Origin of the sequence: Pseudomonas putida (assembly GCA_041071465.1) — a bacterium.
Lineage (GTDB): Bacteria > Pseudomonadota > Gammaproteobacteria > Pseudomonadales > Pseudomonadaceae > Aquipseudomonas > Aquipseudomonas putida_P.
In genome coordinates, this window is record CP163498.1 from 3,727,042 (window position 1) to 3,750,806 (window position 23,765).

Sequence of the window (23,765 nt, forward strand, 5' to 3'; positions counted from 1 at the left end):
GTCACCGCTCATCCGAACGGCCACAGCACAGCATAGTCCTCAGAGGTTTTTCTGCAGGCTCTCACGCAGGTCCAGCAGGTCCGCCTGCAGTTGCTGCAATTGCTCCAGGGTGCGCCCGCTGGCCTTGAGGATGCACTGCGGGACCTGTTTGGCCTGCTGTTGCAGGGCGCGGCCCTTGTCGGTCAGATGCACCATCACCACCCGTTCATCCTCGCGGCTGCGATTGCGCTGCAACAGGCCTTCGCTTTCCAGGCGCTTGAGCAGCGGGGTCAGCGACCCTGGGTCGGTCAGCAGATGCTGGCTGATTTCGCCCACGGTCAGGCCGTCACGCTCCCACAACACGAGCATGGCCAGGTATTGCGGGTAGGTCAGGCCCAGCGCCTGCAGCAGCGGTTTGTAGACCTTGGTCATCAGCAACGAGGTGGAGTGCAGGGCGAAGCAGACCTGGTTGTCCAGCAGCAGCTCGTCACAGGATGCGTGGGTGTCGGCGTTCATGCAGGTCCTTCAAGGTAATCAATGGGAAATTCTGGCACGCTGATCATTAGTGCGCGCATTACTCGCGCAGTTCACTGCGTAAAGCCAGGTCCCAGGGTGGAATCGGGCTGAAGCGGCTCTTGAGGAATTCGAGCAGCAAACGGCTGCGAGAGTTCGTTTCGTGTTCCAGGCGTAGCGCGTAAATACCACTGCTCTCGGCTTCCGGCAGGCCGCCCTCGCAAAACAACGGGATCAACTCGCCGCGCAGCAGGTATTCGCTGATGAGCCAGGTGGGCAGGTGGGCTATGCCTAAGCCGGCGAGGGCGCCGAACAACAGGGTTTCGGCGTTGTTGGCGGCCATGCGCATGCGTGCGGGGCGGTACAGGCGGGTTTGCCCGGCTACGCTGAAGCGCCAGGCAAACGGCGGCGCTAGGCCGTCCCAGTCCAGCCCGTCATGCCCTGGCAGTTCGCTGGGGCAGGTGGGTATGCCGCGGCTTGCCAGGTAGGCGGGGCTGGCACAGGCGATACGCACCATGTAGGCCAGCGGCGTGGCGACCAGGCGGGTGTCGGCCAAGGGGCCGGCGCGCAGTACCAGGTCGACCTCGCCCAGGTGGCTGCCATGCAGATCGACGAAGCTGTCGATCAGGCGCAGTTGCACGTCCAGGCCTGGGTAGGCCACCAGGAAGTCGGCAATCGCCGGGGCCAGGTGGCGGCGGCCGAACGCGGCGGGGGCGTCAATGCGGATCAGCCCTTCGGGGGCGTTGCTCAGCGACACCGCTTCGGCTCGGGCCAGGCGCAGTTCCTCGATGATGCGCCTGGCCCGCTCGGCAAATGCATTGCCGGCAGGAGTGGCCCTCACGGCGTGGGTGCTACGAGTGAACAGGCGGCTGCCGACGGCACTTTCAAGGTTGTCGATGCGCCGGGCTACCGCAGAAGGCGTCAGCGGGTGGCGACGAGCGGCGGCAGAAAAGCTGCCGGTTTCCAGCACATCGAGGAACAGGCTCAGTTGGTCGGTCAGGGTATCGGGGCTCATGGCTGCCTTGCTTTTGCGAAAAGCGCACAGCCATTGTGCGCTGCTGTGCGTTTCCCCGCCAGCGCACAGTCGTTAGCATGCTGGCATTATTGGCACTGGCGGGCGAGGCCCTGATGATCGAGTGGTTGTTGTATATCGTACTGGGTGCAGCCCTGGGCACCATGGGTGGCTTGTTCGGCATTGGTGGCGGGTTGATTGCGATTCCGGCACTTGGCGTGCTGTTTGGCCTGGACCAGCAGCTGGCACAGGGGACGGCGCTGGTGATGGTGGTGCCGAACGTGCTGCTGGCGCTGTGGCGTTATCACCAGCGCAACCGCATCGAGTTGCGCCATGCCGTGCCGCTGTCGGCGTGCAGCTTCTTGTTCGCGTGGCTGGGGTCGATCTGGGCGGTTGGGCTGGATGCGCATTCCATGCGCCTGGGCTTTGTCGGCTTTCTGGTGGCGCTGGCGGTGTGGAACGTGGCGCGGATGTTCATGAAGGTGTCGCCGCCCAGTGCCGAACTGCGTTATGCCTGGCCATGGCTGGGCGTGCTGGGCAGCTTTGCCGGCACCATGGGCGGCTTGTTCGGCGTGGGCGGGGCGGTAGTGGCCACGCCGATCCTGACCAGTGTGTTCGGTACCACCCAGGTGGTGGCGCAAGGGCTGTCGCTAGCACTTGCCGCGCCGAGTACCTTGGTGACTTTGGTGACCTATGGCGTGCACCACAGCGTTGACTGGGGAGTGGGGATCCCGTTGGCGGTGGGTGGCTTGCTCAGTATCAGTTGGGGGTGAAGTTGGCCCATGCGCTGCCGGAGAAGGTATTGCGGGCGATGTTCTGTGTGTTTCTGGTTGTGTGTGCGGTGATGCTGGGGTTTGAGCTTTGAGATTTTGCGGCCCATTCGCAGCAGCCCCAAATTACTTGAACCCTTCGACGATATAGTCCGCCATGCAATCGGTAATAGGCGAAGGGTGCTGAGTACCGCGCACCAGCATCACATTGGCCACTGGCAGCTGCGGTAGCCCATCCTGTTCACCCAGTATGCGAATGTTTCCGCCAATCAGGCTTTGCAACTGCGCCGTCACGGCCAAGCCGGCCGTGACTATGGCAAAGATCGCCGCCAAGCTGGGGCTTGTGTAGGCAATGCGGTAATCAATGCCCTGGGCTTCCAGGGCATTGCAGGTCCAGGCCCGGCAGAAACAATCAGTGTTGAACAGCGCCACCGGCATCGGCCGCTGTTCCTGTGGGCAAAAGCCTTCGGCGGCAGCCCACACCAGGCGTTCCTGACGCAGCAGTTGGCCAACCTCGTTGCCCGGCTCGCGGGTGACGATGGTCAGGTCCAGGTCCTGGCGCAGCATCAGCTGCTTGGAGGAGTCGCAGTGCACCTCCACCTGCACCAGCGGGTAGGCCTGGGCAAAGCTCGAAAGTATGGTCGGCAGGAAACGCATGGCGTAGTCGTCTGGTGTGCCGATGCGCACCAGCCCGACCATGTGCGGCATGCGCAGGGTGTTGAACACTTCGCCGTGCAGCTTGAGGATGCGCCGGGCATAGCCCAGTAGCACCTGGCCTTCGGCGGTCAGCCTTACCTGGCGGCCATCGCGCTCGAACAGTTGGCGCTGCAGGATGTCTTCTTCCAGGCGTTTCATCTGCATGCTTACCGCCGACTGGGTGCGGTTGACCACCTCACCGGCGCGGGTGAAGCCGCCTTGCTCGGCGATGGCGACGAAGGTGCGCAGCACGTCCGCATCGAGGCTCTGGTACTGGGACATTGCATCAATCTCCGAGATGCATCGCATCAGAAACATTCGTTGGATTGATCTTAAGCCCGGCGTGAAACTGAGGCCATCCAACACGGAGGGCTTCACGATGAAAGGTCATGTCAGCAGCATCCAGCAACCTGCCTTTTCCCTGAACCACCTGTGGCATGCGGCCCTGCAGCGCCCGGTGCGCTGGCTGCAGCTGTACCGCCAGCGGCAGGAACTGGCCCGCCTCAGTGATGCAACCTTGCATGACCTGGGGTTGAGCCGGGCGGATATCCAACAAGAGGCCGAGCGGCATTTCTGGGATGATCCGCTGCGTAAATAGGCTAAGTTTGTCGTTGGGCTTACCGGCCTCTTCGCGGGTTTACCCGCGAAGAGGCCAGAGCAGGCAATACAAGGAGACCAGGCTTGTCCCTCAAGCTGTCCATCAACCAGGCCCGCCGCCTGGCACTGTCTGCCCAAGGCTTCGGCAAACACCCGGAAGCACCGCCAACCCTGCCCGCAGTGAAGCGCATGCTGCAACGCCTGGGCGTGCTGCAGATCGACTCGGTCAACGCTCTGGTTCGCTCCCACTACCTGCCGCTTTTCTCCCGGCTGGGCGACTATTCGCCTGCCACCCTCGACCAGCTTGCCTGGGGCCGGGGCCGCCAGCGCCAGTTGTTCGAATACTGGGGGCACGAAGCCTCGCTGCTGCCATTGAGCCTGTACCCGCTGCTGCGCTGGCGCATGGCCCATGCTGCCGATGGTCGCGGTATCTACCGCCAGCTCGCGCAGTTTGGCCGCGAGCGCCAGGACGTGATCGCCCGGGTACTGGCTGCTGTTCGTGAACAGGGCGCACTGGGCGCGGGCAGCCTGTCCACCCGCGAGGAACGCGCCGGACCCTGGTGGGACTGGAGCGAGGAAAAGCACGCGTTGGAGTGGCTGTTCGCCGCAGGCGAAGTGACTGTGGCGGGCCGCCGTGGTTTTGAGCGGCTTTACGATGTACCGGAAAAGGTTTTGCCCAAGGCGATCCTCGACCAGACACTACCCCGCGAGGCCGAGGCGCATCAGGGCTTGATGCTTCACGCCGCCGCTGCCCTGGGTGTTGGCACCGAACGTGACCTGCGCGACTACTTTCGCCTGGAGCCGGCGCAGGGCAAGGCGGCGCTGGCCGAGCTGCTGGCCGACGGTCGCTTGCAAGCGGTCGCGGTGCAGGGGTGGAAGCAACCCGGCTATTGCGCTGGTATGCCGCGCATTCCCGGCGCATCGAAGCCAGCGCGCTACTGTCGCCGTTCGATTCGCTGGTCTGGGAGCGCAACCGTACCGAGCGCTTGTTCGACTTCCGCTACCGCCTGGAAATCTACACCCCGGCGCACAAACGGGTGTATGGCTACTACGTGCTGCCGTTTCTATACCGCGAACGGATCGTCGCGCGGGTAGACCTGCGTGCCGAACGCACCCAAGGGCAACTGGCAGTGCACGCCGTGCATGCAGAAACACCTGGGCTAGACGAGGAGGGGTATGACGCGCTGGCGGGCCATTTGTTGCGACTGGCCAACTGGTTGGGTCTGGAGAGGGTGCAACTGAACTGCCCGCGCATAGAGGGCAGCCAGCTGCGCCGGGCACTTAGCGCCGCACCTGTTTGAGCGTTTCGGCAATCAAAAACGCCAACTCCAGCGACTGATCGGCATTCATTCGCGGGTCGCAATGGGTGTGGTACCGATCAGACAACGCGTCCTCGGTGATCGGCCGTGCACCGCCGATGCATTCAGTGACGTTCTGCCCGGTCATCTCGATATGGATGCCGCCGGCATGGCTGCCCTCGGCCTGATGCACCTGGAAGAACTGCTTCACCTCATCCAGAATTTGCGCAAAATCGCGGGTCTTGTAGCCGCTGCTGGCCTTGATGGTGTTGCCGTGCATCGGGTCCGAGCTCCACAACACCTTGCGCCCCTCGCGCTCGACAGTGCGGATCAGCCCCGGCAGGTGGTCGCCGACCTTGTTCGCGCCCATGCGCACGATCAGGTTCAGGCGCCCAGGGTCGTTGGCCGGGTTGAGCGTGTCGATCAGGCGGATCAGCTCTTCTGGGTTCATGCTTGGGCCAACCTTGACCCCGATCGGGTTGTGCACGCCGCGCAGAAACTCCACATGGGCGCCGTCGAGCTGGCGAGTGCGGTCGCCGATCCACAACATGTGCGCCGAGCAGTCGTAGTAGTCACCCGTCAGGCTGTCCTGACGCACGAAGGCTTCTTCATAGTTCAGCAACAATGCTTCGTGGGCCGTGAAGAAGCTGGTTTCGCGCAGCTGCGGCGCACTGTCCAGGCCACAGGCGCGCATGAAAGCCAGGGTTTCATCGATGCGGTTGGCCAGCTGGTGGTACTTGTCGGCCAGCGCCGAGTTGGCGATGAAGTCCAGGTTCCACTTGTGCACCTGGTGCAGGTCTGCAAACCCGCCCTGGGCGAAAGCGCGCAGCAGGTTAAGGCTGGCGGTGGCCTGGTGATAAGCCTGCAGCAGGCGCTCCGGGTCGGGGATGCGGCTTTTGGCGTCAAAGCCGATGCCATTGACGATATCGCCTCGGTAGGCGGGCAGGGTGATGTCGCCGATGGTTTCATCGCCCGATGAGCGCGGTTTGGCAAACTGCCCGGCCATACGCCCCACCTTGACCACCGGGCAGCCAGCGGCAAAGGTCATGACAATGGCCATTTGCAGCAGCACCTTGAAGGTGTCGCGGATTTTCGCCGCCGAGAACTCGGCGAAGCTCTCGGCGCAATCGCCACCCTGCAGCAGGAACGCACGGCCTTCGGTCACCTCGGCAAACTGCCTGCGCAGCTCGCGTGCCTCGCCCGCGAACACCAGCGGCGGGTAGCTGGCCAGGGTCTGTTCAACCTTCAGCAGGTGCGCGGCATCGGGGTAGGTCGGTTGCTGCTGGATCGGCAGGGCGCGCCAGCTGTCAGGGCTCCACGGTTGGTTCATCTCGGGCTCGGTCTTGTCGGTTGTAGGCTTCAGGCCATGGTAACAGTTGGCGCTGCGCTTGTTGCATCAAGGGTGTTGGCGGACAATGCGCGTTTTTGCGCGGGTGGGTGGTGAGCATGACGGCGGAACGGCAAGAGCGGCTGCTGGCACGGGTGGAGGATGCCTTTGGCGTCATCAGCGTGTACGAAGTGGACGACTACCGCTTTCTGGAATTCGGCGATGCCATCGAGCAAAGCTGCGTGTTCACGGCTGACCCCAGCTGGCTGGAGTACGACTACACCCGTGCCATGCTGGTGGGCGCGCTGTGCCATGAACAGCCGGAGAGCGCGCTGTTTCTTGGCCTGGGGGCCGGCACGCTGACCCAGGCGTGCATGAAGTTTCTGCCGCTTGATGACATCGAGGCCATCGAGTTGCGCGCTGATGTGCCGCGCCTGGCCATGGAGTACATGGGCCTGGATGACGACCCTCGGTTGTACGTGCGCATCGGTGACGCCATCGAGTTGCTGCCCACGGCGGAGAAGGCCGACCTGTTGTTCGTCGACCTGTACACCGACCATGGGCCGGGTGTGGGGCACTTGGCATGGAACTTCCTGGAGAACTGCCAGCAGCAGTTGAACCCAGGCGGCTGGCTGGTGATCAACCAGTGGGCCACCGACGACGGCAAGCCGCTGGGCGCGGCGTTGCTGCGCGGCTTGTACCACCGGCATTACTGGGAGTTGCCGGTGAAGGAGGGCAATGTGATCTTGCTGGTGCCGGCGGACCTGGAGCAGGCGTTGGACCTGGATGGCTTGCGGGCCCGGGCCGAGGCGCTGGCGCCGCGACTGGGTTATAGCCTGGAGGGGTTGATTTGCGAGATTCGGCCAGCTACTTGAATGCCTGACGCGGTCAGTGTAGGAGCGGCCTTGCGTCGCGAAAGGGGTGCGAAGCGCCCCCAGGATCTCAGCTTCGCCGCGTACATTGCAGGGGCCGCTTTGCGGCCCTATCGCGACGCAAGGCCGCTCCTACACTGAGCGCGTCAGGGGGCAGGGCATTATCGATTCAGCGAGGAGTAATTGATGGCCCGACAGTGGCCCTGCACCCTGAAAAAATTCCTCACGTCCCCCACTATTTCGGGTATAGTACGCGCCGGTCTTTTAGCGGACCTCAAAATCAGGTGGTGCAAATCCTCCGAGTCCAGCTTCGGCTGCACGTCCGCTAGGCGGACCTTCCCAAGTTTTCTTTTTCAATCGTTTTCGCAAATCCCCGCCGCCAAAGCTGCCTGGGTGACCTGACGGTCTTTCAAGGCATGTGCAGCTTTGGAGCATGGGTCTTTGCGGATGCACCTAGAGGCAGACCCATGACCCAGGAAACCGGCGGCTTCGCCGCTCTCGATCTTAATCCGAACATTGTTGCTGCCGTTGTGGCTACCGGCTACGAAGAGCCGTCCGCCATTCAGCAACAATCGATCCCGATCATCCTCGCCGGTCACGACATGATCGGCCAGGCGCAGACTGGCACCGGCAAAACCGCTGCCTTCGCCCTGCCGATCCTCAACAAGATCGATGTGAGCAAGCGCGAACCGCAAGCCCTGATCCTGGCGCCAACCCGTGAGTTGGCGCTGCAAGTTGCTACCGCTTTCGAAACCTACGCCAAGCAGATGCCGGGCGTTAACGTTGTCGCCGTCTACGGTGGTGCCCCGATGGGCCCACAGCTGCGCGCAATCCGTAATGGCGCGCAAATCGTCGTGGCCACCCCGGGCCGTCTGTGCGACCACCTGCGTCGTGACGAAAAAGTCCTGTCGACCGTACAGTACCTGGTACTGGACGAAGCCGACGAGATGCTGAAGCTGGGCTTCATGGATGACCTCGAAGTGATCTTCGACGCAATCCCGGCTACCCGTCAGACCGTCCTGTTCTCCGCTACCCTGCCGTCGTCGATCCGTTCGATCGCCGAGCGTCACCTGCGCGAACCCAAGCACGTCAAGATCCAGACCAAGACCCAGACCGTTACCGCGATCGAGCAGGCCCACCTGATGGTCCACGCCGACCAGAAGATCCCGGCTGTGCTGCGTCTGCTGGAAGTGGAAGAGTTCGACGCACTGATCGCCTTCGTGCGCACCAAGCAAGCCACCCTGGACCTGGCCGCCGCGTTGGAAGCCAAGGGCTACAAGGCTGCCGCGCTTAACGGCGACATCGCCCAGAACCAGCGTGAGCGTGTGATCGACTCGCTCAAGGATGGCCGCCTGGATATCGTCGTTGCTACCGACGTCGCTGCCCGTGGCCTGGACGTACCGCGCATCACTCACGTGTTCAACGTTGATATGCCGTACGACCCGGAGTCCTACGTACACCGTATCGGCCGTACCGGCCGTGCCGGTCGCGATGGCCGCGCATTGCTGCTGGTCACCCCGCGTGAGCGCCGCATGCTGCAGGTGATCGAGCGTGTTACCGGGCAGAAAGTTGCCGAAGCGCGCCTGCCGAATGCTCAGGCCGTGCTGGATGCTCGCATCAAGAAGCTGACGTCGAGCCTGGCGCCACTGGTAGCTGAAGCTGAAGCCACCCACGGCGAGCTGTTCGACCGCCTGACCAGCGACCTGGGTTGCAGTGCGCGTGCCCTGGCTTCGGCCTTGCTGCGCAAAGCCACCAATGGCCAGGCGCTGGACCTGGCTGCGGTAGAGCGTGAGCAGCCGCTGGTGCCGGGCGTTGGTGCCCCGCGTAGCGAGCGTCCTGACCGTGGCGAGCGCCCTGACCGTGGTGACCGCGAGCGCCGCGCGCCGCTGCCGCTGGCCGAAGGCCGTGTACGTTGCCGTACCGCCCTGGGTGCCCGTGACGGTATCGCTGCCAAGAACCTGTTGGGCGCGATCCTCAACGAGGGTGGCCTGGCGCGTGACGCCATTGGCCGTATCCAGGTACGCGACAGCTTCAGCCTGGTCGAGCTGCCGGAAGACGGCCTGGAGAAGCTGCTGTCCAAGCTCAAGGACACCCGCGTGGCTGGCAAGCAGCTGAAGCTGCGTCGCTACCGCGAGGATTGATCCTTGCGCAATGAAAAATCCCCGGCCTAGGCTGGGGATTTTTTTGCCTGTGGGATTTTACGGCGCAAAGCGCGCCCTGCGCTCTTCAGTCGAACCGATAAATGTCCATCCCCAGCGCCCCCAGGGTAAACCCTTGGTGTACCACCCCAAACTTGCCCCCAGCCCCGAGGGCAAAGAACAGCGGCAGGAAATGCTCATCACTGGGATGGTTGCGCACCGCATAGGGCGCCTGCTTGCGGTAATCCAGCAAAGATGTCTGGTCATCTTCCAGCAGTCTGTCCACCACCCAATCCCTGAATGCCAGCGCCCAGGGCTCGATCACGTCCGGCCCGGCATGCCAGTCCAGTTCCCCAAGGTTATGGGTGATACTGCCCGACCCCATCAGCAAAATGCCCTCGTCGCGCAAACCCGCCAACGCCTGCCCCACCTTGACCTGCAACGCCGGGCCCATCTGGCTGGGCAGTGAAACCTGCACCACTGGAATGCTCGCATCAGGGTACATCAGTGACAACGGTACCCAGGCGCCGTGGTCGAACGGCCGCTGCGCGTCCAGCCGCGCGGGTAGACCCGCCGCTTTCAACAACTCACTGACCTGGCCGGCAAGGGCAGGTTCGCCCGGCGCCGGGTATTGCACCGCATACAAGGCCGGTGGGAAGCCGTAGAAGTCATGCCAGGTTTCTGGTTGTGCGCTGCCGGTAACCAGCAGCTCGCGGCTTTCCCAGTGCGCCGACACCACCACGACCGCTTTTGGCCGTGGCAGCACATTGGCCAACCCGGCTAGCGCCGGCCCGCTGGCGCCGGGTTGCAGCGCGAGCATGGGGGAACCATGGGAAATGAACAGGCTGGGCAGCATGGCAAGGTCCTGAAGGTTAAGATGCAATCATCTTCGATCAAATAAACATCGAAATCCAAACCAAGTTTTACCGGAAAACCATCTAAAAATCGGGAGTGATCATGGAGCCAGCGTTCTGGCAAAAGCGGTGGGCCGATAACCAGATTGGCTTTCATCAGGCGCAGGTGAACCCCTACCTGCAGAAGTATTGGCCACAGTTGCAGCTGGCGCCGGCCAGTCGTGTGCTGGTGCCGCTGTGCGGCAAGAGCCTGGACCTGGCCTGGTTGGCTGGGCAGGGGTACCGCGTGCTTGGTGTGGAGCTGTCTCGGCAGGCGGTGGAGGGCTTCTTCCGTGAACATGGGCTTGATGCCGACGTTTTGCAGCATGGAGCTTTCGAGGTTTGGCGCAGTGGCGAAATCGAGCTGTGGTGTGGCGATTTCTTTACGCTGCAGGCGGAGGATATCGCCGACTGCGTGGGCCTTTATGATCGGGCGGCGCTAATCGCATTGCCGCCGCAGATGCGCGCGGCGTACATGCGGTTGCTGTCGGCGTGGCTGCCTGCGGGCTGCAGGGGGTTGCTGGTGACCCTGGATTATGACCAGTCGCTGCTGGGCGGCCCGCCGTTTTCAGTAGGGGATAAAGAAGTGCTGCAGGGGTTTGCGGGGTGGCAGATGGATGAGCTGGAGGTGGTGGAGCTTATTCAGGAGAGCCCGAAGTTTTTGCAGGCCGGGGCTTGCAGCCTGTTGGAGCGGGTGTACCGGGTCAAGCGCTGACCGGCGCATGCAAAAAGGGCGACCGAAGTCGCCCTTTCAACATTACCAGGTGGATCAACCGCGACGGCGCAGGGCCTCGATACGGTCTTCCAGCGGCGGGTGGCTCATCAGCAGCCCGGCCAGGCCGTGCTTGAGGCCGCCATTGATGCCAAAGGCCTTCATGGTGTCGGGCATGTGCACGGGCAGGCCTTGTTCCACACGCAGGCGCTGCAAGGCGCCGATCATGGCCGAGGTGCCAGCCAGCTGCGCACCGGCTTCGTCGGCGCGGTATTCGCGGCGGCGCGAGAACCACATCACGATCATGCTGGCCAGGATGCCCAGGATCAGCTCGGCAACGATGGTGGCCACGTAGTAGGCAATGCCCTGGCCCTCTTCGTTCTTGAAGATGACCTTGTCGACGAAGTTGCCGATGATGCGTGCAAAGAACATCACGAAGGTGTTCACCACACCCTGCACCAGCGCCAGGGTGACCATGTCGCCGTTGGCAACGTGGCCGATTTCGTGGGCCAGTACCGCACGCACTTCATCGGGCGAGAAGCGCTCCAGCAGGCCTTGGGACACGGCTACCAGCGCGTCGTTGCGGTTCCAGCCGGTGGCGAAGGCGTTGGCCTCGTAGGCCGGGAAAATACCCACTTCGGGCATTTTGATGCCCGCCTCACGGGACAGCTCTTCGACCGTTTGCAGCAGCCACTGTTCGTGACGGGTGCGCGGTTGGCTGATGATCTGGGTGCCGGTGCTCATCTTCGCCATCCACTTGGAGATGAACAGCGAGACGAGGGAGCCGGCAAAGCCGAACACGGCGCAGAACACCAGCAGGCTGCTGAGGTTCAGGTCGACCCCGTTGGCGGCCATGAACCCGTTGAAACCGAACAGGCTCAGGGTAATGCTTGCAACCAGCACCACCGCAAGGTTGGTGGCTACAAACAACAGAATGCGCATCATGGTTGTTACGTTCTCCTGACGGATGAGTTGTCGCTTACTGCGGGGTATATAAGGGGCCTGCCGTGCCGATTCAATCGGGCGACTATTTCAAACTGTGTACGGCGGAGTATGGCAGAGGATGGCGCGGGGGCTGTGGGATAGAGCGTTGCAGGATGTAAGAAGCGAGGTATGCCTTGAGGTTAGTGGCGCCTGTGAGATCGAGCGCCACCACAATAATGCCGTCGAACCCTACTGCGAATAAGTCCGCAGGAAATTGCCAATCCGGCCAATCGCCGCTTCCAGGTCGTCCACGCGCGGCAGGGTCACTACGCGGAAGTGGTCCGGCCACGGCCAATTGAACGCCGTACCTTGCACGATCAGCAGCTTCTCCGACAGCAGCAGGTCAAGGGCGAACTTTTCATCGTTGAGAATAGGGCACACCTTTGGGTCGATGCGCGGGAACGCATACAGTGCACCCATCGGCTTCACGCAGCTTACGCCGGGGATGTCGTTGAGCAGCTCGTAGGTGCGGTTGCGCTGTTCCAGCAGGCGGCCTGGCGGCAATACCAGGTCGTTGATGCTCTGGTAGCCGCCCAGCGCGGTCTGGATGGCATGCTGGGCCGGCACGTTGGCGCACAGGCGCATGTTGGCCAGCATGTCGATGCCTTCGATGTAGCTCTGGGCGTGGTGCTTGGGCCCGGAGATGATCAGCCAGCCAGAACGGAAACCCGCCACTCGGTACGACTTGGACAGGCCGTTGAAAGTCAGGCACAGCAGGTCGGGTGCCAGCGAGGCGGTGCTGATGTGCACCGCTTCGTCGTACAGGATCTTGTCGTAGATCTCGTCGGAGAACACCACCAGGTTGTGCTGGCGGGCCAGCTCCAGCATGCCCAGCAACAGCTCTTTGGAGTAGACGGCGCCGGTCGGGTTGTTCGGGTTGATGATCACCAGGGCCTTGGTGTTCGGGGTGATCTTGGCCTTGATGTCTTCAAGGTCGGGGAACCAGTCGGCTTGCTCGTCGCACAGGTAATGCACCGGCTTGCCGCCCGCCAGGCTCACGGCGGCGGTCCACAGCGGGTAGTCGGGGGCCGGGATCAGCACTTCGTCGCCGTTGTTCAGCAGCGCCTGCATCGACATGACGATCAGCTCGGACACACCGTTGCCGAGGTAGATGTCCTCGATGGTGACGCCTTCGATTTCCTTTTGCTGGCAGTACTGCATCACCGCCTTGCGCGCGCTGAACAGGCCCTTGGAGTCACTGTAGCCCTGGGCGGTGGGCAGGTTGCGGATCACATCCTGGAGGATTTCATCGGGCGCCTCGAAGCCAAACGGCGCCGGGTTGCCGATGTTCAGCTTGAGGATGCGGTGGCCTTCCTCTTCCAGACGTTTGGCGTGCTTGAGCACTGGGCCGCGAATGTCGTAGCAGACATTGGCGAGCTTGTTCGATTTGCTGAACTGCATGATGGGATCCCGATATGAGAAAACGCGCAACCCATGCCGAAAGGTTTGAAACGGCAGGAAGCGGGTGCCAGACTGAACGCCTGGCACACGAAGCCAACTAATATACGTGCCACCCGCGCCCCGGAAAAGACGGCGCGGGGTGAAATTCAGCCTGCCGAGGTCCCTACATGAAAAAGATCGAAAAAACCCTGGATGAATGGCGGTCGATGCTCGACCCCGAGCAATACCAGGTATGCCGCCTCAAGGGCACCGAGCGGCCATTCAGCGGCAAGTACAACAGTGAACGCCGCGACGGCATCTACCACTGCATCTGCTGCAACCTGCCACTGTTCGACGCGCAAACCAAGTTCGACTCGGGCTGCGGTTGGCCGAGCTTCTACGCACCGATCGAAGACAGCGCCATGATCGAGATCCGTGACACTTCCCACGGCATGATCCGTACCGAAGTCACCTGCGCCCGTTGTGACGCGCACCTGGGGCACGTGTTCCCCGATGGCCCGCCACCGACCGGCCTGCGCTACTGCATCAACTCGGTGTGCATCGACCTGCGCCCACGCGACTGACCGGAGCCCGATCATGGCTGCATCGATGCTGGACATCCCCTGCGTGACCCTCGGCGGCGAGCACAAAACGCTCGGCGACTACCCAGGCAAGGTGCTGCTGGTGGTCAACACCGCCAGCCAGTGCGGCTTTACCCCACAGTACAAGGGCCTGGAGCAACTCTGGCAAACCTACCGCGAGCGCGGCCTGGTGGTGCTGGGCTTTCCATGCAATCAGTTTGGCAAGCAGGAACCGGGCGATGCGCGTGAAATCGCGCAGTTTTGCGAGCGCAATTTCGGTGTGAGCTTTCCGCTGTTTCGCAAGATCGAGGTCAACGGCCCCGGCACCCACCCGCTGTACGTCGAACTCAAGCAGCGTGCACCGGGCTTGCTCGGCTCGCAGAAGATCAAGTGGAACTTCACCAAGTTCCTGATCGACCCTGCCAGCGGTCAGGTCACGCGCTATGCCCCCACCACCAAGCCACAGGCCCTGGAAGCGGACATCGAGCGCTTGCTCAGCCGTTGAGCGGCACCCAGTGGTCGATCAGGGCCAGTAGCTCTTCGCGGCGAAACGGCTTGGCCAGGTAGTCGTTCATGCCTGCCGCCCGGCAGCGTTCGCGCTCCTCGGGCATGGCGTTGGCGGTGAGGGCAACGATTGGCAGTTCGGGCCAGCGGCCGCTCTGTCGGATGCGCCGGCTGGCCTCGTAGCCATCCATCACCGGCATGTTGCAGTCCATCAGCACCAGGTCGAAGTCGTCATGCTGCAACAGTTCCAGCGCCTCGGCGCCCTGGGTGGCCAATTGCACCTGGCAGCCAAGCTTGGCAAGCATGCCCTTGGCTACCAACTGGTTTACCGGGTTGTCCTCTACCAGCAGAATCCGCGCGCGGCCTTGCTCCAGGGTAATGGCCGGGGTGGCCAGCGGGTGTTCGGGCTCATGGCCTTGCAAGGTGCGGCGCAACGTCTGGTAAAGGGCGTTGCGCGCCAGTGGCCGGGCCAGCTGATGCAACGGGGCCAAGGCCAGCGACTGCTCGTTGGGCAGGAAGTTGCCGTAGGCGGTCACCAGCAGTATCGGGGTTTTCAGTGCCTGGCGCAGTTCGAACAGGTGGTCCACATCGTCGCTGATCAACAGGTCGATCGCGGCGCCGTCCAGCGTGGCGCTGCTGTCATGGCGCTGGTAGGTCAGGCCCCAGGCGGGCAGCAAGTTCTGCAGCAGTTCATCAAGCCCGCTACCGCCTGCGCTCAGGGCGGCCACGTGGCCATGCAGGGGCACCGGCGGGATGGCTTCGGTGTGCACGGCCAGCGGTAATTCGGCGGTAAAGCAGCTACCAAAGCCCGGCTCGGAGCGAATGTGCAGGTGGCCCTGCATGGCCTTGCACAGGTTGCGCGTCAGCGCCAGGCCCAGGCCGGTGCCGCCGTACTGGCGGGTAATGCCGGCACCGGCCTGGGTGAAGGGCTGGAAGATGCGCGCCTGGGCCTCTTCGGGGATGCCGATGCCTGTGTCACGTACCTCCAGGCGCACACCGCCGACGATCGTCACCAGGCGCACATCGACGCGACCGAAGCGGGTGAACTTGAGCGCGTTGGACAGTAGATTGCTGACGATCTGCCGCACCCGCGTGGGGTCGCCGAGCACGCTGCTAGGGAAGTCGCTGGCGATAAGGCACGTGAGTTCCACGCTTTGCGCGGTGTTCTGCGACAGCAGGTTGGCGGTGTCTTCCACCATCGACCCCATGTCGAAGGGGATACGCTCCAGCTCCAGCTGGCCAGCATCGAACTTGGACAGGTCGAGAATATCGTTCAGCAGCTCCACCAGCACCTTGCCCGAATCGTGGGCAATTGCCAGTTGCTGGCGTTGTTCACTGGGCAGCGGGTTGTCCAGCGCCAGGGCGATCATGCCAAGCATGCCGTTGAGCGGGGTGCGGATTTCGTGGCTCATGTTGGCCAGGAAGGCGGCGCGTGCCTGGGCCATGTCCAGCGCGCGGCGGCGGGCTTGCTCCAGCTCCTGGTTGGACAGGCTGAGGCTGCTGTTGCTGGCTTTCAGCTCGTCGGTGCGCGCCGACACGATGTCTTCCAGTTCGTTCAGGTACTGGGTCAGGCGGTTTTCTGCCGTGCGCCGCTGTTCAATTTCGGTGGCCATGCTGACGAACTGCTGGTTGGCGACCTTCACCAGCACGCCGATTTCGTCGTGCTCATGACCATGCGGGCATTCCAGGCGCGTTTGCCGGGGTTTTCGCGGGTCGCTGCCGCTGAGCGCACCGATCACCGTCACCAGCGGCTTGGTCAGCATCATGTAGAACAGCGCCAGCAGGATGCCGGTCAGCACCAGGCTGCGGGCGAAGCCGTTGAGCAGGGTGATGCCGGCACGGTCGAGAAAGCGGCTGCCGAAGGCGTAGGTGTCGACGTCCAGATACAGGGTGCCAAGGTATTCCTCTGGCATATGGGTCAGGAACAGGCGCTCTTTGAACTGGCGCTGCTCACCAAACAGGAAGTCGCTGAGGAGCCGGTAGCGGTCCTGCAGCCTTGGCCGCTCGACATCGGCCAGCACCGTTTCGTTGTTGTCGATCAGCCGGGCGCGGATGATGGCCGGCGACTGCAGCAGGCCCCGGGTGAGCTCCAACGCCAGCTCGGAATCGATGTTGTAGGCAATGCGCGAGGCCGGGTTGTGGCTGATTTGCAGCAAGGCGCGCACTTCACGGTTGATGGACGCGTCTTCGCTGGCATAATCGATGCCGATCTGGATGAGACTGAGCAATGTTCCCAGGATGAAGCCGACCAGGACTGTCAACCGGGCTTGCTTGTATGACAGGCGATTGGTGAACTTGATATCCATGAGTCCCGAGCCGGTTTCACGTTCCTTGCGCTGCGCAAGCATAGCCGAATAGCCCCGGCAGCTGGCGGGCCTGTCACACATTCAGCTGGAAATCTCACCTGTCTTGTTAGGAGTCGTCATGGACGCTCGCTTGATTGCTTTCCTGGACCGCGCCGAATCGGTACTGGCGCGCCTCGAACCCCTGTTGCCGGCACCGCGCCCGAACATCGACTGGGGCACCACCCTGGCCGCCCGCTGGCAGCGCGATGGCCGCAGCGGCTACCTGCTACCGCTGGAAGTCAGCCTGGACATCCGCCTGACCGACCTGATCGGCGTCGACAAACAACGTGACCAGCTAGGGCGTAACACCCACCAGTTCATCAACGGCCTGCCGGCCAACCACGCGCTGCTGTGGGGCTCGCGCGGTACCGGCAAGTCGTCGCTGGTACGCGCCTTGCTGGCCGAGCACGCCAGCGCCGGCCTGCGCTTGATCGAAATCGAACGCGACCACCTGGCCGACCTGCCACGGGTGGTGGAGCAACTGCAGAAGTTGCCGCAACGCTTCATCTTGTTCTGCGACGACCTGTCGTTCGAAGCCGGGGAGGGCGACTACCGCGTGCTCAAGAGCGTGCTCGACGGCTCGCTGGAGCAGGCACCAGACAACGTGCTGCTGTATGCCACGTCCAACCGCCGCCACCTGGTGCCGGAGAAAGAGAGCGACAACGAGAACTGGAAGCGTGTGGACGGCGAGTTGCACCCCAGCGAAGCGGTGGAAGACAAGATTGCCCTGTCTGACCGGTTTGGCCTGTGGCTGTCGTTCTACCCGTTCACCCAGGACCACTTCCTGAATGTTGTCGAGCACTGGATCGGCCAGTTGGCACGCCCTGCGGGCCTGGCCTGGCAGCGTGACGAGCAGCTCGACATCCTCGCCGTGCGCTGGGCCACCGGGCGCGGTAACCGTAATGGCCGTTGTGCCTATCAGTTCGCCCGCTATTGGGTTGGGCTGCAATTGCTGGAGCAAAAGTAAATGATCGACATCAATGCCAGTGGCGCAGGCCTCGACGGCTACAACCTGCTGGCAGCGCAAGTGCAGGCACTGTTTGCCGACGAGCGTGATTTCATCGCCAATGCCGCGCAGTTTTCGGCGTTTCTGTTTAACCAGGTGGACGACCTGAACTGGGCGGGGTTCTACCTGAACCGAAACGAAGAACTGGTTCTGGGGCCGTTCCAGGGCCAGGTGGCGTGCGTGCGCATTCCATTCGGCAAGGGCGTGTGCGGGGCAGCGGCGGCTACGCGGCAAACCCAGCGGGTGGAAGATGTGCATGCGTTCCCAGGGCACATTGCCTGTGACAGCGCATCCAACAGCGAGCTGGTGATTCCGTTGGTCAAGGAAGGCAAGTTGATTGGGGTGCTGGACCTGGATAGCCCGAAGGTTGGGCGGTTCAGTGAAGCAGATCAGGTGGGGTTGGAGCGGTTGGCGGCGATCTTCCTTGAGCTGACTGACTGCTGACCACTGTCCAATGGCCGGCGCTATCCCTGTAGGAGCGGCCTTGTGTCGCGATGGGCCGCAAAGCGGCCCCGGATCTATGCATTAACGCTGAAGTCGCCGGGGCCGCTTTGCGGCCCATCGCGACACAAGGCCGCTCCTACAGGGGAACGGCGCAGGGCTTAGTCGTACATCACCTTCTTCTTCCAGGTTTCCTCTTCATCGGTCTTGAGCCCGTCGGTCAATTCGTTGTGCTCGTCCTCGGCCGGGGTCATGCGGTCCAGCACCTGGGCGTTGGCGCGGGCCAGCAGTTTCTCAAGATAGGTCAGTTGCTCTTCATACACCTTCGGCTCCGGCTGTTTGCGCAGGTATTGCACGCCGCGCTCGAACGCCAGCCGCGCCTGGCCGGGCTGGCCTTTCTGCAGGGCCTGCTGGCCGAGGTTGTTGAAGAACTCGATATGTAGCAGCACCAGGATATGGCGAATTTCCTTGATCCAGTGCTTGGCCTCGGGCGTGGCCAGGAAGCCTTCCTGGGCCGCACGGGTCACCTGGTTGTGCATGGCCTCCAATAAGAAGCGCACGTCCTTTGCCTTGACCTCAGTGTGGATCGGGTTCGGCGGGTTGTTCACCGGTATCCTGTCGCCCAGGGCAATCAACCCTTCCAGTTCGGCGATGCGCGCCTTGAGTTCGGCATTGTGCTTGTCCACCGCCAGCAGGCGCTGGTTGAGGTTCAGCTCCAGGCGTGTCAGCAGCAGCTTGAGGGCTGGGGTCATGAACTGGCCGGGGAAGGTCTCGGTGATTTCGCCACAGCGGCGCAGGCGGTCGGCCAGTTCGATCTTCGTCCGGGCGCGTTCCAGCTTGCCGTTCTCGACCACATTGTTGAGGTAGCCGATCACGATCAGCAGCGCGATGCCCGCCACGATGAGCAGGGTGATCAGAAGTGGTGTCACCGTTAATGCCTCATGAATAGGTTTGCATTATTGAGTGTAGGAGCGAGCGTGCTCGCGAGAGGCCCAGGCAGCCATTCTCTTTTTCTATCGGCAAACTGCGCCATGACTGGATGCTGGCACATTAATGCTGACTTGACGCCAGAAAATCAACGGCAAACGCCTGTGGGCTGCCTGAAACAGCGCTGGGTATACCCGGAAGTCATTGATTTAAATAAATTTCTACAAAGGGGTTGACGCCTGTACCAACCATCCATAGAATGCGCGCCACTTGCAGCGTAAAGCACACAGCGAAACGCGGCAGGGAGTGAAAGCAAGCAGTAATGCTTGTAGCGTGTCCCCTTCGTCTAGTGGCCTAGGACACCGCCCTTTCACGGCGGTAACAGGGGTTCGAGTCCCCTAGGGGACGCCAATGCGGGAATAGCTCAGTTGGTAGAGCACGACCTTGCCAAGGTCGGGGTCGCGAGTTCGAGTCTCGTTTCCCGCTCCAGTTTCTCCGGCAACGCTTAACGGCGGGGCAGGAAAAGAAAACCCAGGCTGAATCGTGAGGTTCAAACCTGGTGCACTGAAAAGTGTTGTGTGTCCCCTTCGTCTAGTGGCCTAGGACACCGCCCTTTCACGGCGGTAACAGGGGTTCGAGTCCCCTAGGGGACGCCATTTGCGGGAATAGCTCAGTTGGTAGAGCACGACCTTGCCAAGGTCGGGGTCGCGAGTTCGAGTCTCGTTTCCCGCTCCAGTTTAAATACTGTGGCGTCTATGCGGTGCAGTGGTGGTGAAGGTCTTGATGGCGCTTCACGCCGTAGCGGTAAAGTTTCACAATGCGGGAATAGCTCAGTTGGTAGAGCACGACCTTGCCAAGGTCGGGGTCGCGAGTTCGAGTCTCGTTTCCCGCTCCAAACATGTAACGCAAAAAGGAACCTTCGGGTTCCTTTTTGCGTTTTTGCGTGCCTGATTTTTGCGCCCCGCCTGTGCGAACATCGCGTTCGCGCAGGGCAGGGCTGCACTCAGCGATAACTGATGGTGAAATCGAGCGCGCCCTTTGCCACGCCAGGGGTCACCCGATCGTTCGTCTGGTAGAAGTGCGCACGATAAGGCAGGCGGGTTACAGGCAGCTGAAGCCTCTGGTTGGTCGATACGTGCTCTGCCAATGGCACGGGAACACCACTGTCATCGGTTATCTGGATGCCAATACCGGTCGCCGTCGAACCGTTGCCCAAGCTGAACAGGCCCAGTTTAGGGTCGATGGCGGCCGAGCCATCGGTGCCTGTCAGGTAGATATAGGCCGTAGCGGTACTTGAGTTGGGGTCGTCCTCGCAGTCACTCAGGGTGATATGGAACGGCATGCTGGTCGTGGTGCTGCCCCTGCCCGGGAAGTCCGCCACGGTATGGCTGCCCAGATCGACCGGGTCGGCACTGACCGCATCGCTTTTCAATGTGCACTGTGCCTGGTTCAGGTTGCCGCTGATTCGCAGGCGGAAGGCGTCAGGCTGATCTGAGGTGCTGCCACGGGCTACTTCTTCATCCAGCAAGACTGGCCCGGGCGCCATGGCCCCGATCTTGACCAGTGTGACGGTCATGCTGATCGGACCGATCAGGATCGGGATGGCCATGCTGGCCATGTTGGTGCCGCGGTAAGGCAGGAAGGTGTCGCCCGTGCTTGAGCTGAACGTATTGGGTGCCCCGCCGCTGAACGGGTGGCCCAGTTCGATGACGGCACCAACCCCCGGGGTCCGGGTTCTGATGATGCTATTGGCGAAGCGCCCGCTGCCAAGTCGCACTGGCACATCGTAGGCAAACGGCGCGGTGTAGTCGGCTTGCGCTTCCAGAAGGCGATCGGAGCTGTTGTGACAAGAGACAGCCCTGTTTGCCGGGTCGGAGGTCACGGGAACCCGCAGTCGAGTGATTTGGTCGCCGATCGGCAAGTCCCTGGGCACCCACACATTCTGGAAATCTGCCGTGAAGGTGGCAGGGCCTGGGCCATTGTTGATGACGCAGCCTGACGCAGCGTGGGCAGCCGGCAGGTGAATGAAGGGCAGGCTGACCAGCAGCAAGGTGGATAGCAGGGTGAGGCGATGGGTGGCGTTCATTGGCGGTTCCAGTCGGAAGAAGCTTCGCAGCGCAAGGTTTGCAGGCGATAGCCTTGTTCAAGCGGCAAGGTGGCGGGGGTGATATCGAAGCGGCATTGCTGCTCGCTGCCCGCCGTCCACCTGGCCAGCAGTTGCTGCTGCTCGAGGTGGGTGGCGACCAGTGCCTGGCCGCCTTGGCCGACCACGGCCAATACCTGGCCCTGGGCATCGCTGACCTGTGCGCCGAAGGGCAGGGGGCGGTCGTCTGCTTGCAACAGGGTCAGTACCAGGCGGTTGACCCGGCGCGCCGGGAACTTGGCGAGCACCACGGCGCCGCGGCGTGGCACCACCTGCGTGGTGCCGTTGTCGATTTCGATTTCCGGGTCGAGCTGGTCCAGTTGCAGTACCAGCTGGTTGGCCCGATAGGGGCGCATGTACGGTGCCAGTGCATAGCCCGCAGGGTTGGTCTTGCCCTGTTGTGCCTGGCCCACGCCAACCCCTTCGATGCCCGGCACATGCACCACGGCATTGGTTTCACCCATGAACGGCGCCAGCAGCATGCCGCCGCCGTGCGCCAGCAGGGCACCGCTGCTGCTCAGCGATAGGTTGCGGTAATCGGCGGACTCGCTGTAACCCATGCCGTAGTTGGCATGGCTGCCCTGGTAGGCCAACGACAGGCTGCCACTTTGCTGGGTGTCGTTGGCCAGCGTGGCGCGGTAGTTCAGGCGCCGGTCATCGAAGTGGCCACTGAGGCTGGCGCGTTCGCTGTGCTTGCCAGCGCTGTGCTGCATGTCGAAGGTCGCGCTGGAGGCGTGCTTGAAGTCCAGGGGCAGGCTTAGGCTCAGGCCGATGATGCGGTCGTTGTGGCGCGACGAATTGAGCGACTGCGAGGCGAACAGGTTGAGGCTGATATTGTGCGGTAGCTGCGTGTTGTATTGCGCCTGGTACTGGCGCCGTTGCAGGCTGTTGTGCCAGTAGTCGTCCTGCGACAGGGTCAGGCTGAGGCTGCCGGCGCTGCCGAAGTGCTGGTACACCGAGGCTTCCAGCCGGCTGCGGCGGTTGCCCAGGTAGTGATCGGAGGCGTTGCGTTGCTGCACCACCTCGTCATAGTCGCGGTAGCCGACAGTGGAATAGCGATAGCCGGCGAAGCGCAGGTTGGTTCCGCTGTCGAAGGCCTTGCCGTAGCGGGCCGAAAAACTGTTGCCTTGCACTTGGCCCAGTGCTGGGCCAAGGTCGCTGGTGGCCTGGGTGGCGTCCAGCGATAGCGCGCCAAACGCCCCGAAGTCGCGCGCAAGGCCGAGGGTGGCGGCGCGGTAGTAGTCACCCCCGAGCACGCCAGCGTACAGCGTGCTTTCCCACCCCATGCCGCGGGCCAGCGTGCCTTGCCACAACGCGGGGGTGTCGGCCTCGTATGCGCCGTGGTAGCGGCCCAGGGCCAGGTCGTAGCGCCACACGCCTGCGCGCATCAGGTTGCCCAGGGTGGAGTAGGGTTGGATGAAGTTGCGCACCTGGCCATCGGCTTCGGTCAGAACCACTTCCAGCTCACCGCTGCTGGCGCCCACGGCCAGGTCGTCGATTTCGTATGGGCCAGGGGCGACGAAGGTGGAATAGAGTGGGTAACCGTTCTGCAGCACCTCAAGCTTGGCGTAGGTTTGCGCCACGCCGCGCAACACGGGGGCGTAATTTTGCATGGCGTCTGGCAGCATCTCGGTGTCGGAGGCCAGTTTCACGCCTTTGAACGGCAAGCTGCGGAACACCTCGCCTTGAGTAAAGGTTTCGCCGAGGGTGAGGGTACCCCAGCGTGCCGGCAGGTCGCGTTGGGCATAGGTATTGGTGCGCGTCCAGCGCAGCTCGCCCTGCCGGTTTTCGCGCAGCGCCTGCTGGCTGCGCAGACGCCAGCCGTACAGGTTGACGCCGCTGTTCAGGTACAGGTCATGGCTGTTGTGGGTGCCGTTACCGCGGCGGTTGCTGTGCTGGGCCGAGGCCTGGTAATTGACGAAGGCGGCGTTTATGCCTTCGTCCCAGTGGTGCTCGGCAATGGCGCCGCTGGTATCGCGGCGCAGGTAGGACTGTGGTATCGACAGGTTCAGGCGCAACTTGCCCGCATCCAGTTCGGCACTGGCGCCGGCCAGTTGCGTGGGCAGGTCGATACAGTGGCCTTCATCGCCGGGTTGCCTGGCGCCCAGGTGTTGTTCGCGCACACCGATTTCATCCAGCAGATCGGCACTCAGGCATGGCGCCAGGGTTTGCCCATCGCGGCTGTCGTCGAGGGTGATGTCCCGTTTGCCCAAGGGGCTGAGGTTCAGGTACAGCTCCAGGCTGTAGCGGCCGGCGGCGAGTGGGCGCTGCTCGGCCAGGGCACGCAGCGCGAGGGCGCCGGCATCGGCGGGTTGGCCTGGGCTTTGGCGAATGAAGCCGGGCTCGAACTGCAGGTCGGCGGGGGCGGCCAGGGCCGGCATGCTCAGCAGGCTTGCGCTGAGAGCGGGAAGGGTGGAAGCGCAGGCGTGACAGCGCCTGCTGGTGTTTGAAGGGCTTGAGCATGACAGATGCCTGGTTTGGACATTGGAGCGCGGCGGTTAGGCGGTGCTGGCGGTGACAAGCGAGGCGTTTGGGGTTGGAATGAGGCGGTCGCTTGGTGGGGCGGAAAGATAAGGAGAAAGTTGGGGGAGGACTGTAGGGCTAGTCTGGGGGGGGGAGGGGATAAGTCGATGTGTTTTTGGGTCAG

The 23,765-nt window shown here is 62.7% G+C and carries 19 protein-coding genes, 5 tRNA genes and 2 pseudogenes; 15 read left to right on the forward strand and 11 right to left on the reverse strand.

The genetic code is table 11. The features are described from left to right. Positions 1–39: 39 nt before the first annotated feature. Positions 40–495, reverse strand: coding sequence for a MarR family winged helix-turn-helix transcriptional regulator (locus AB5975_17245; GenBank protein ID XDR18408.1), 456 nt, complete (start codon positions 493–495; stop codon positions 40–42). Between the two features lie 58 nt (positions 496–553). Further along, positions 554–1,507, reverse strand: a complete 954-nt coding sequence (locus AB5975_17250) for a LysR family transcriptional regulator (GenBank protein XDR18409.1) — start codon at positions 1,505–1,507, stop codon at positions 554–556. Between the two features lie 113 nt (positions 1,508–1,620). On the opposite strand from AB5975_17250, the pseudogene AB5975_17255 reads away from it, so the two are divergent. Continuing rightward, positions 1,621–2,369, forward strand: a pseudogene (locus tag AB5975_17255) (sulfite exporter TauE/SafE family protein). A gap of 31 nt (positions 2,370–2,400) precedes the next feature. Here the strand turns inward: AB5975_17255 and AB5975_17260 are convergent. Beyond that, positions 2,401–3,252 (reverse strand): LysR substrate-binding domain-containing protein, encoded by an 852-nt coding sequence (locus tag AB5975_17260; protein ID XDR18410.1) that lies wholly within the window; start codon positions 3,250–3,252, stop codon positions 2,401–2,403. Positions 3,253–3,349: 97 nt separating this feature from the next. Here AB5975_17260 and AB5975_17265 point away from each other — a divergent pair, with 97 nt between their 5' ends. Together AB5975_17265 and AB5975_17270 are read left to right on the forward strand one after the other, a co-directional pair. Further along, positions 3,350–3,568: a DUF1127 domain-containing protein gene (locus tag AB5975_17265; GenBank protein XDR18411.1), complete on the forward strand. Its 219-nt coding sequence runs from the start codon at positions 3,350–3,352 to the stop codon at positions 3,566–3,568. A gap of 83 nt (positions 3,569–3,651) precedes the next feature. Next, positions 3,652–4,868: pseudogene (locus tag AB5975_17270) on the forward strand (winged helix-turn-helix domain-containing protein). Here the strand turns inward: AB5975_17270 and AB5975_17275 are convergent. Continuing rightward, positions 4,849–6,195: a class II 3-deoxy-7-phosphoheptulonate synthase gene (locus AB5975_17275; GenBank protein XDR18412.1), complete on the reverse strand. Its 1,347-nt coding sequence runs from the start codon at positions 6,193–6,195 to the stop codon at positions 4,849–4,851. The pseudogene AB5975_17270 and the gene AB5975_17275 overlap by 20 nt on opposite strands. A gap of 116 nt (positions 6,196–6,311) precedes the next feature. On the opposite strand from AB5975_17275, the gene AB5975_17280 reads away from it, so the two are divergent. Both AB5975_17280 and AB5975_17285 read left to right on the forward strand, forming a co-directional pair. Then, a complete protein-coding gene (locus tag AB5975_17280; protein ID XDR18413.1) occupies positions 6,312–7,067 on the forward strand; it encodes a spermidine synthase in 756 nt (251 codons plus the stop codon). 464 nt (positions 7,068–7,531) lie between these two features. Next, positions 7,532–9,205 (forward strand): DEAD/DEAH box helicase, encoded by a 1,674-nt coding sequence (locus tag AB5975_17285; protein XDR18414.1) that lies wholly within the window; start codon positions 7,532–7,534, stop codon positions 9,203–9,205. Between the two features lie 85 nt (positions 9,206–9,290). Here AB5975_17285 and AB5975_17290 read toward each other — a convergent pair whose 3' ends face one another. Then, the gene (locus AB5975_17290) at positions 9,291–10,058 is read right to left on the reverse strand and encodes a class III extradiol ring-cleavage dioxygenase (GenBank protein ID XDR18415.1); all 768 of its coding nucleotides are present in this window, start codon (positions 10,056–10,058) and stop codon (positions 9,291–9,293) included. Between the two features lie 101 nt (positions 10,059–10,159). On the opposite strand from AB5975_17290, the gene AB5975_17295 reads away from it, so the two are divergent. Continuing rightward, positions 10,160–10,810 carry a thiopurine S-methyltransferase gene (locus AB5975_17295; protein ID XDR18416.1) on the forward strand — a complete coding sequence of 217 codons (651 nt, stop codon included), beginning with the start codon at positions 10,160–10,162 and terminating at the stop codon, positions 10,808–10,810. Positions 10,811–10,864: 54 nt separating this feature from the next. Here AB5975_17295 and htpX read toward each other — a convergent pair whose 3' ends face one another. Next, complete coding sequence (htpX, locus tag AB5975_17300) at positions 10,865–11,752, reverse strand: protease HtpX (protein ID XDR18417.1); 888 nt, start codon at positions 11,750–11,752, stop codon at positions 10,865–10,867. Positions 11,753–11,980: 228 nt separating this feature from the next. Beyond that, positions 11,981–13,192 carry a pyridoxal phosphate-dependent aminotransferase gene (locus AB5975_17305; protein ID XDR18418.1) on the reverse strand — a complete coding sequence of 404 codons (1,212 nt, stop codon included), beginning with the start codon at positions 13,190–13,192 and terminating at the stop codon, positions 11,981–11,983. Positions 13,193–13,359: 167 nt separating this feature from the next. On the opposite strand from AB5975_17305, the gene msrB reads away from it, so the two are divergent. Beyond that, positions 13,360–13,755 (forward strand): peptide-methionine (R)-S-oxide reductase MsrB, encoded by a 396-nt coding sequence (gene msrB, locus AB5975_17310; GenBank protein ID XDR18419.1) that lies wholly within the window; start codon positions 13,360–13,362, stop codon positions 13,753–13,755. 13 nt (positions 13,756–13,768) lie between these two features. Beyond that, on the forward strand, positions 13,769–14,257 hold the full coding sequence (locus AB5975_17315; GenBank protein ID XDR18420.1) for a glutathione peroxidase: 489 nt from the start codon (positions 13,769–13,771) through the stop codon (positions 14,255–14,257). Here the strand turns inward: AB5975_17315 and AB5975_17320 are convergent. After that, positions 14,247–16,604 (reverse strand): response regulator, encoded by a 2,358-nt coding sequence (locus tag AB5975_17320; GenBank protein XDR18421.1) that lies wholly within the window; start codon positions 16,602–16,604, stop codon positions 14,247–14,249. The two genes, AB5975_17315 and AB5975_17320, sit on opposite strands and share 11 nt — an antisense overlap. A 76-nt stretch (positions 16,605–16,680) precedes the next feature. On the opposite strand from AB5975_17320, the gene AB5975_17325 reads away from it, so the two are divergent. Together AB5975_17325 and AB5975_17330 are read left to right on the forward strand one after the other, a co-directional pair. Beyond that, positions 16,681–17,568: an ATP-binding protein gene (locus AB5975_17325; GenBank protein XDR18422.1), complete on the forward strand. Its 888-nt coding sequence runs from the start codon at positions 16,681–16,683 to the stop codon at positions 17,566–17,568. Then, positions 17,569–18,051: a GAF domain-containing protein gene (locus tag AB5975_17330; GenBank protein ID XDR18423.1), complete on the forward strand. Its 483-nt coding sequence runs from the start codon at positions 17,569–17,571 to the stop codon at positions 18,049–18,051. A gap of 158 nt (positions 18,052–18,209) precedes the next feature. Here AB5975_17330 and AB5975_17335 read toward each other — a convergent pair whose 3' ends face one another. Continuing rightward, positions 18,210–18,977, reverse strand: coding sequence for a hypothetical protein (locus AB5975_17335; GenBank protein ID XDR18424.1), 768 nt, complete (start codon positions 18,975–18,977; stop codon positions 18,210–18,212). Positions 18,978–19,310: 333 nt separating this feature from the next. On the opposite strand from AB5975_17335, the gene AB5975_17340 reads away from it, so the two are divergent. The 5 genes from AB5975_17340 (at position 19,311) to AB5975_17360 (ending at position 19,870) form a co-directional block, all read left to right on the forward strand. Beyond that, positions 19,311–19,386: transfer RNA gene (locus AB5975_17340), tRNA-Glu, on the forward strand. 2 nt (positions 19,387–19,388) lie between these two features. Beyond that, positions 19,389–19,464, forward strand: a tRNA-Gly gene (locus AB5975_17345). A 91-nt stretch (positions 19,465–19,555) separates the two neighbouring features. Next, positions 19,556–19,631, forward strand: a tRNA-Glu gene (locus AB5975_17350). A gap of 3 nt (positions 19,632–19,634) precedes the next feature. Beyond that, positions 19,635–19,710 (forward strand) — tRNA-Gly (locus AB5975_17355). Between the two features lie 84 nt (positions 19,711–19,794). Continuing rightward, a tRNA-Gly gene (locus AB5975_17360) sits at positions 19,795–19,870 on the forward strand. A gap of 108 nt (positions 19,871–19,978) precedes the next feature. On the opposite strand, the gene AB5975_17365 is transcribed toward AB5975_17360, so the two are convergent. Together AB5975_17365 and AB5975_17370 are read right to left on the reverse strand one after the other, a co-directional pair. Next, complete coding sequence (locus AB5975_17365) at positions 19,979–21,061, reverse strand: fimbrial protein (protein ID XDR18425.1); 1,083 nt, start codon at positions 21,059–21,061, stop codon at positions 19,979–19,981. Next, positions 21,058–23,499, reverse strand: coding sequence for a fimbria/pilus outer membrane usher protein (locus AB5975_17370; GenBank protein XDR18426.1), 2,442 nt, complete (start codon positions 23,497–23,499; stop codon positions 21,058–21,060). Before AB5975_17370 ends, AB5975_17365 begins: the two co-directional genes overlap by 4 nt. Between the last annotated feature and the right edge of the window lie 266 nt (positions 23,500–23,765).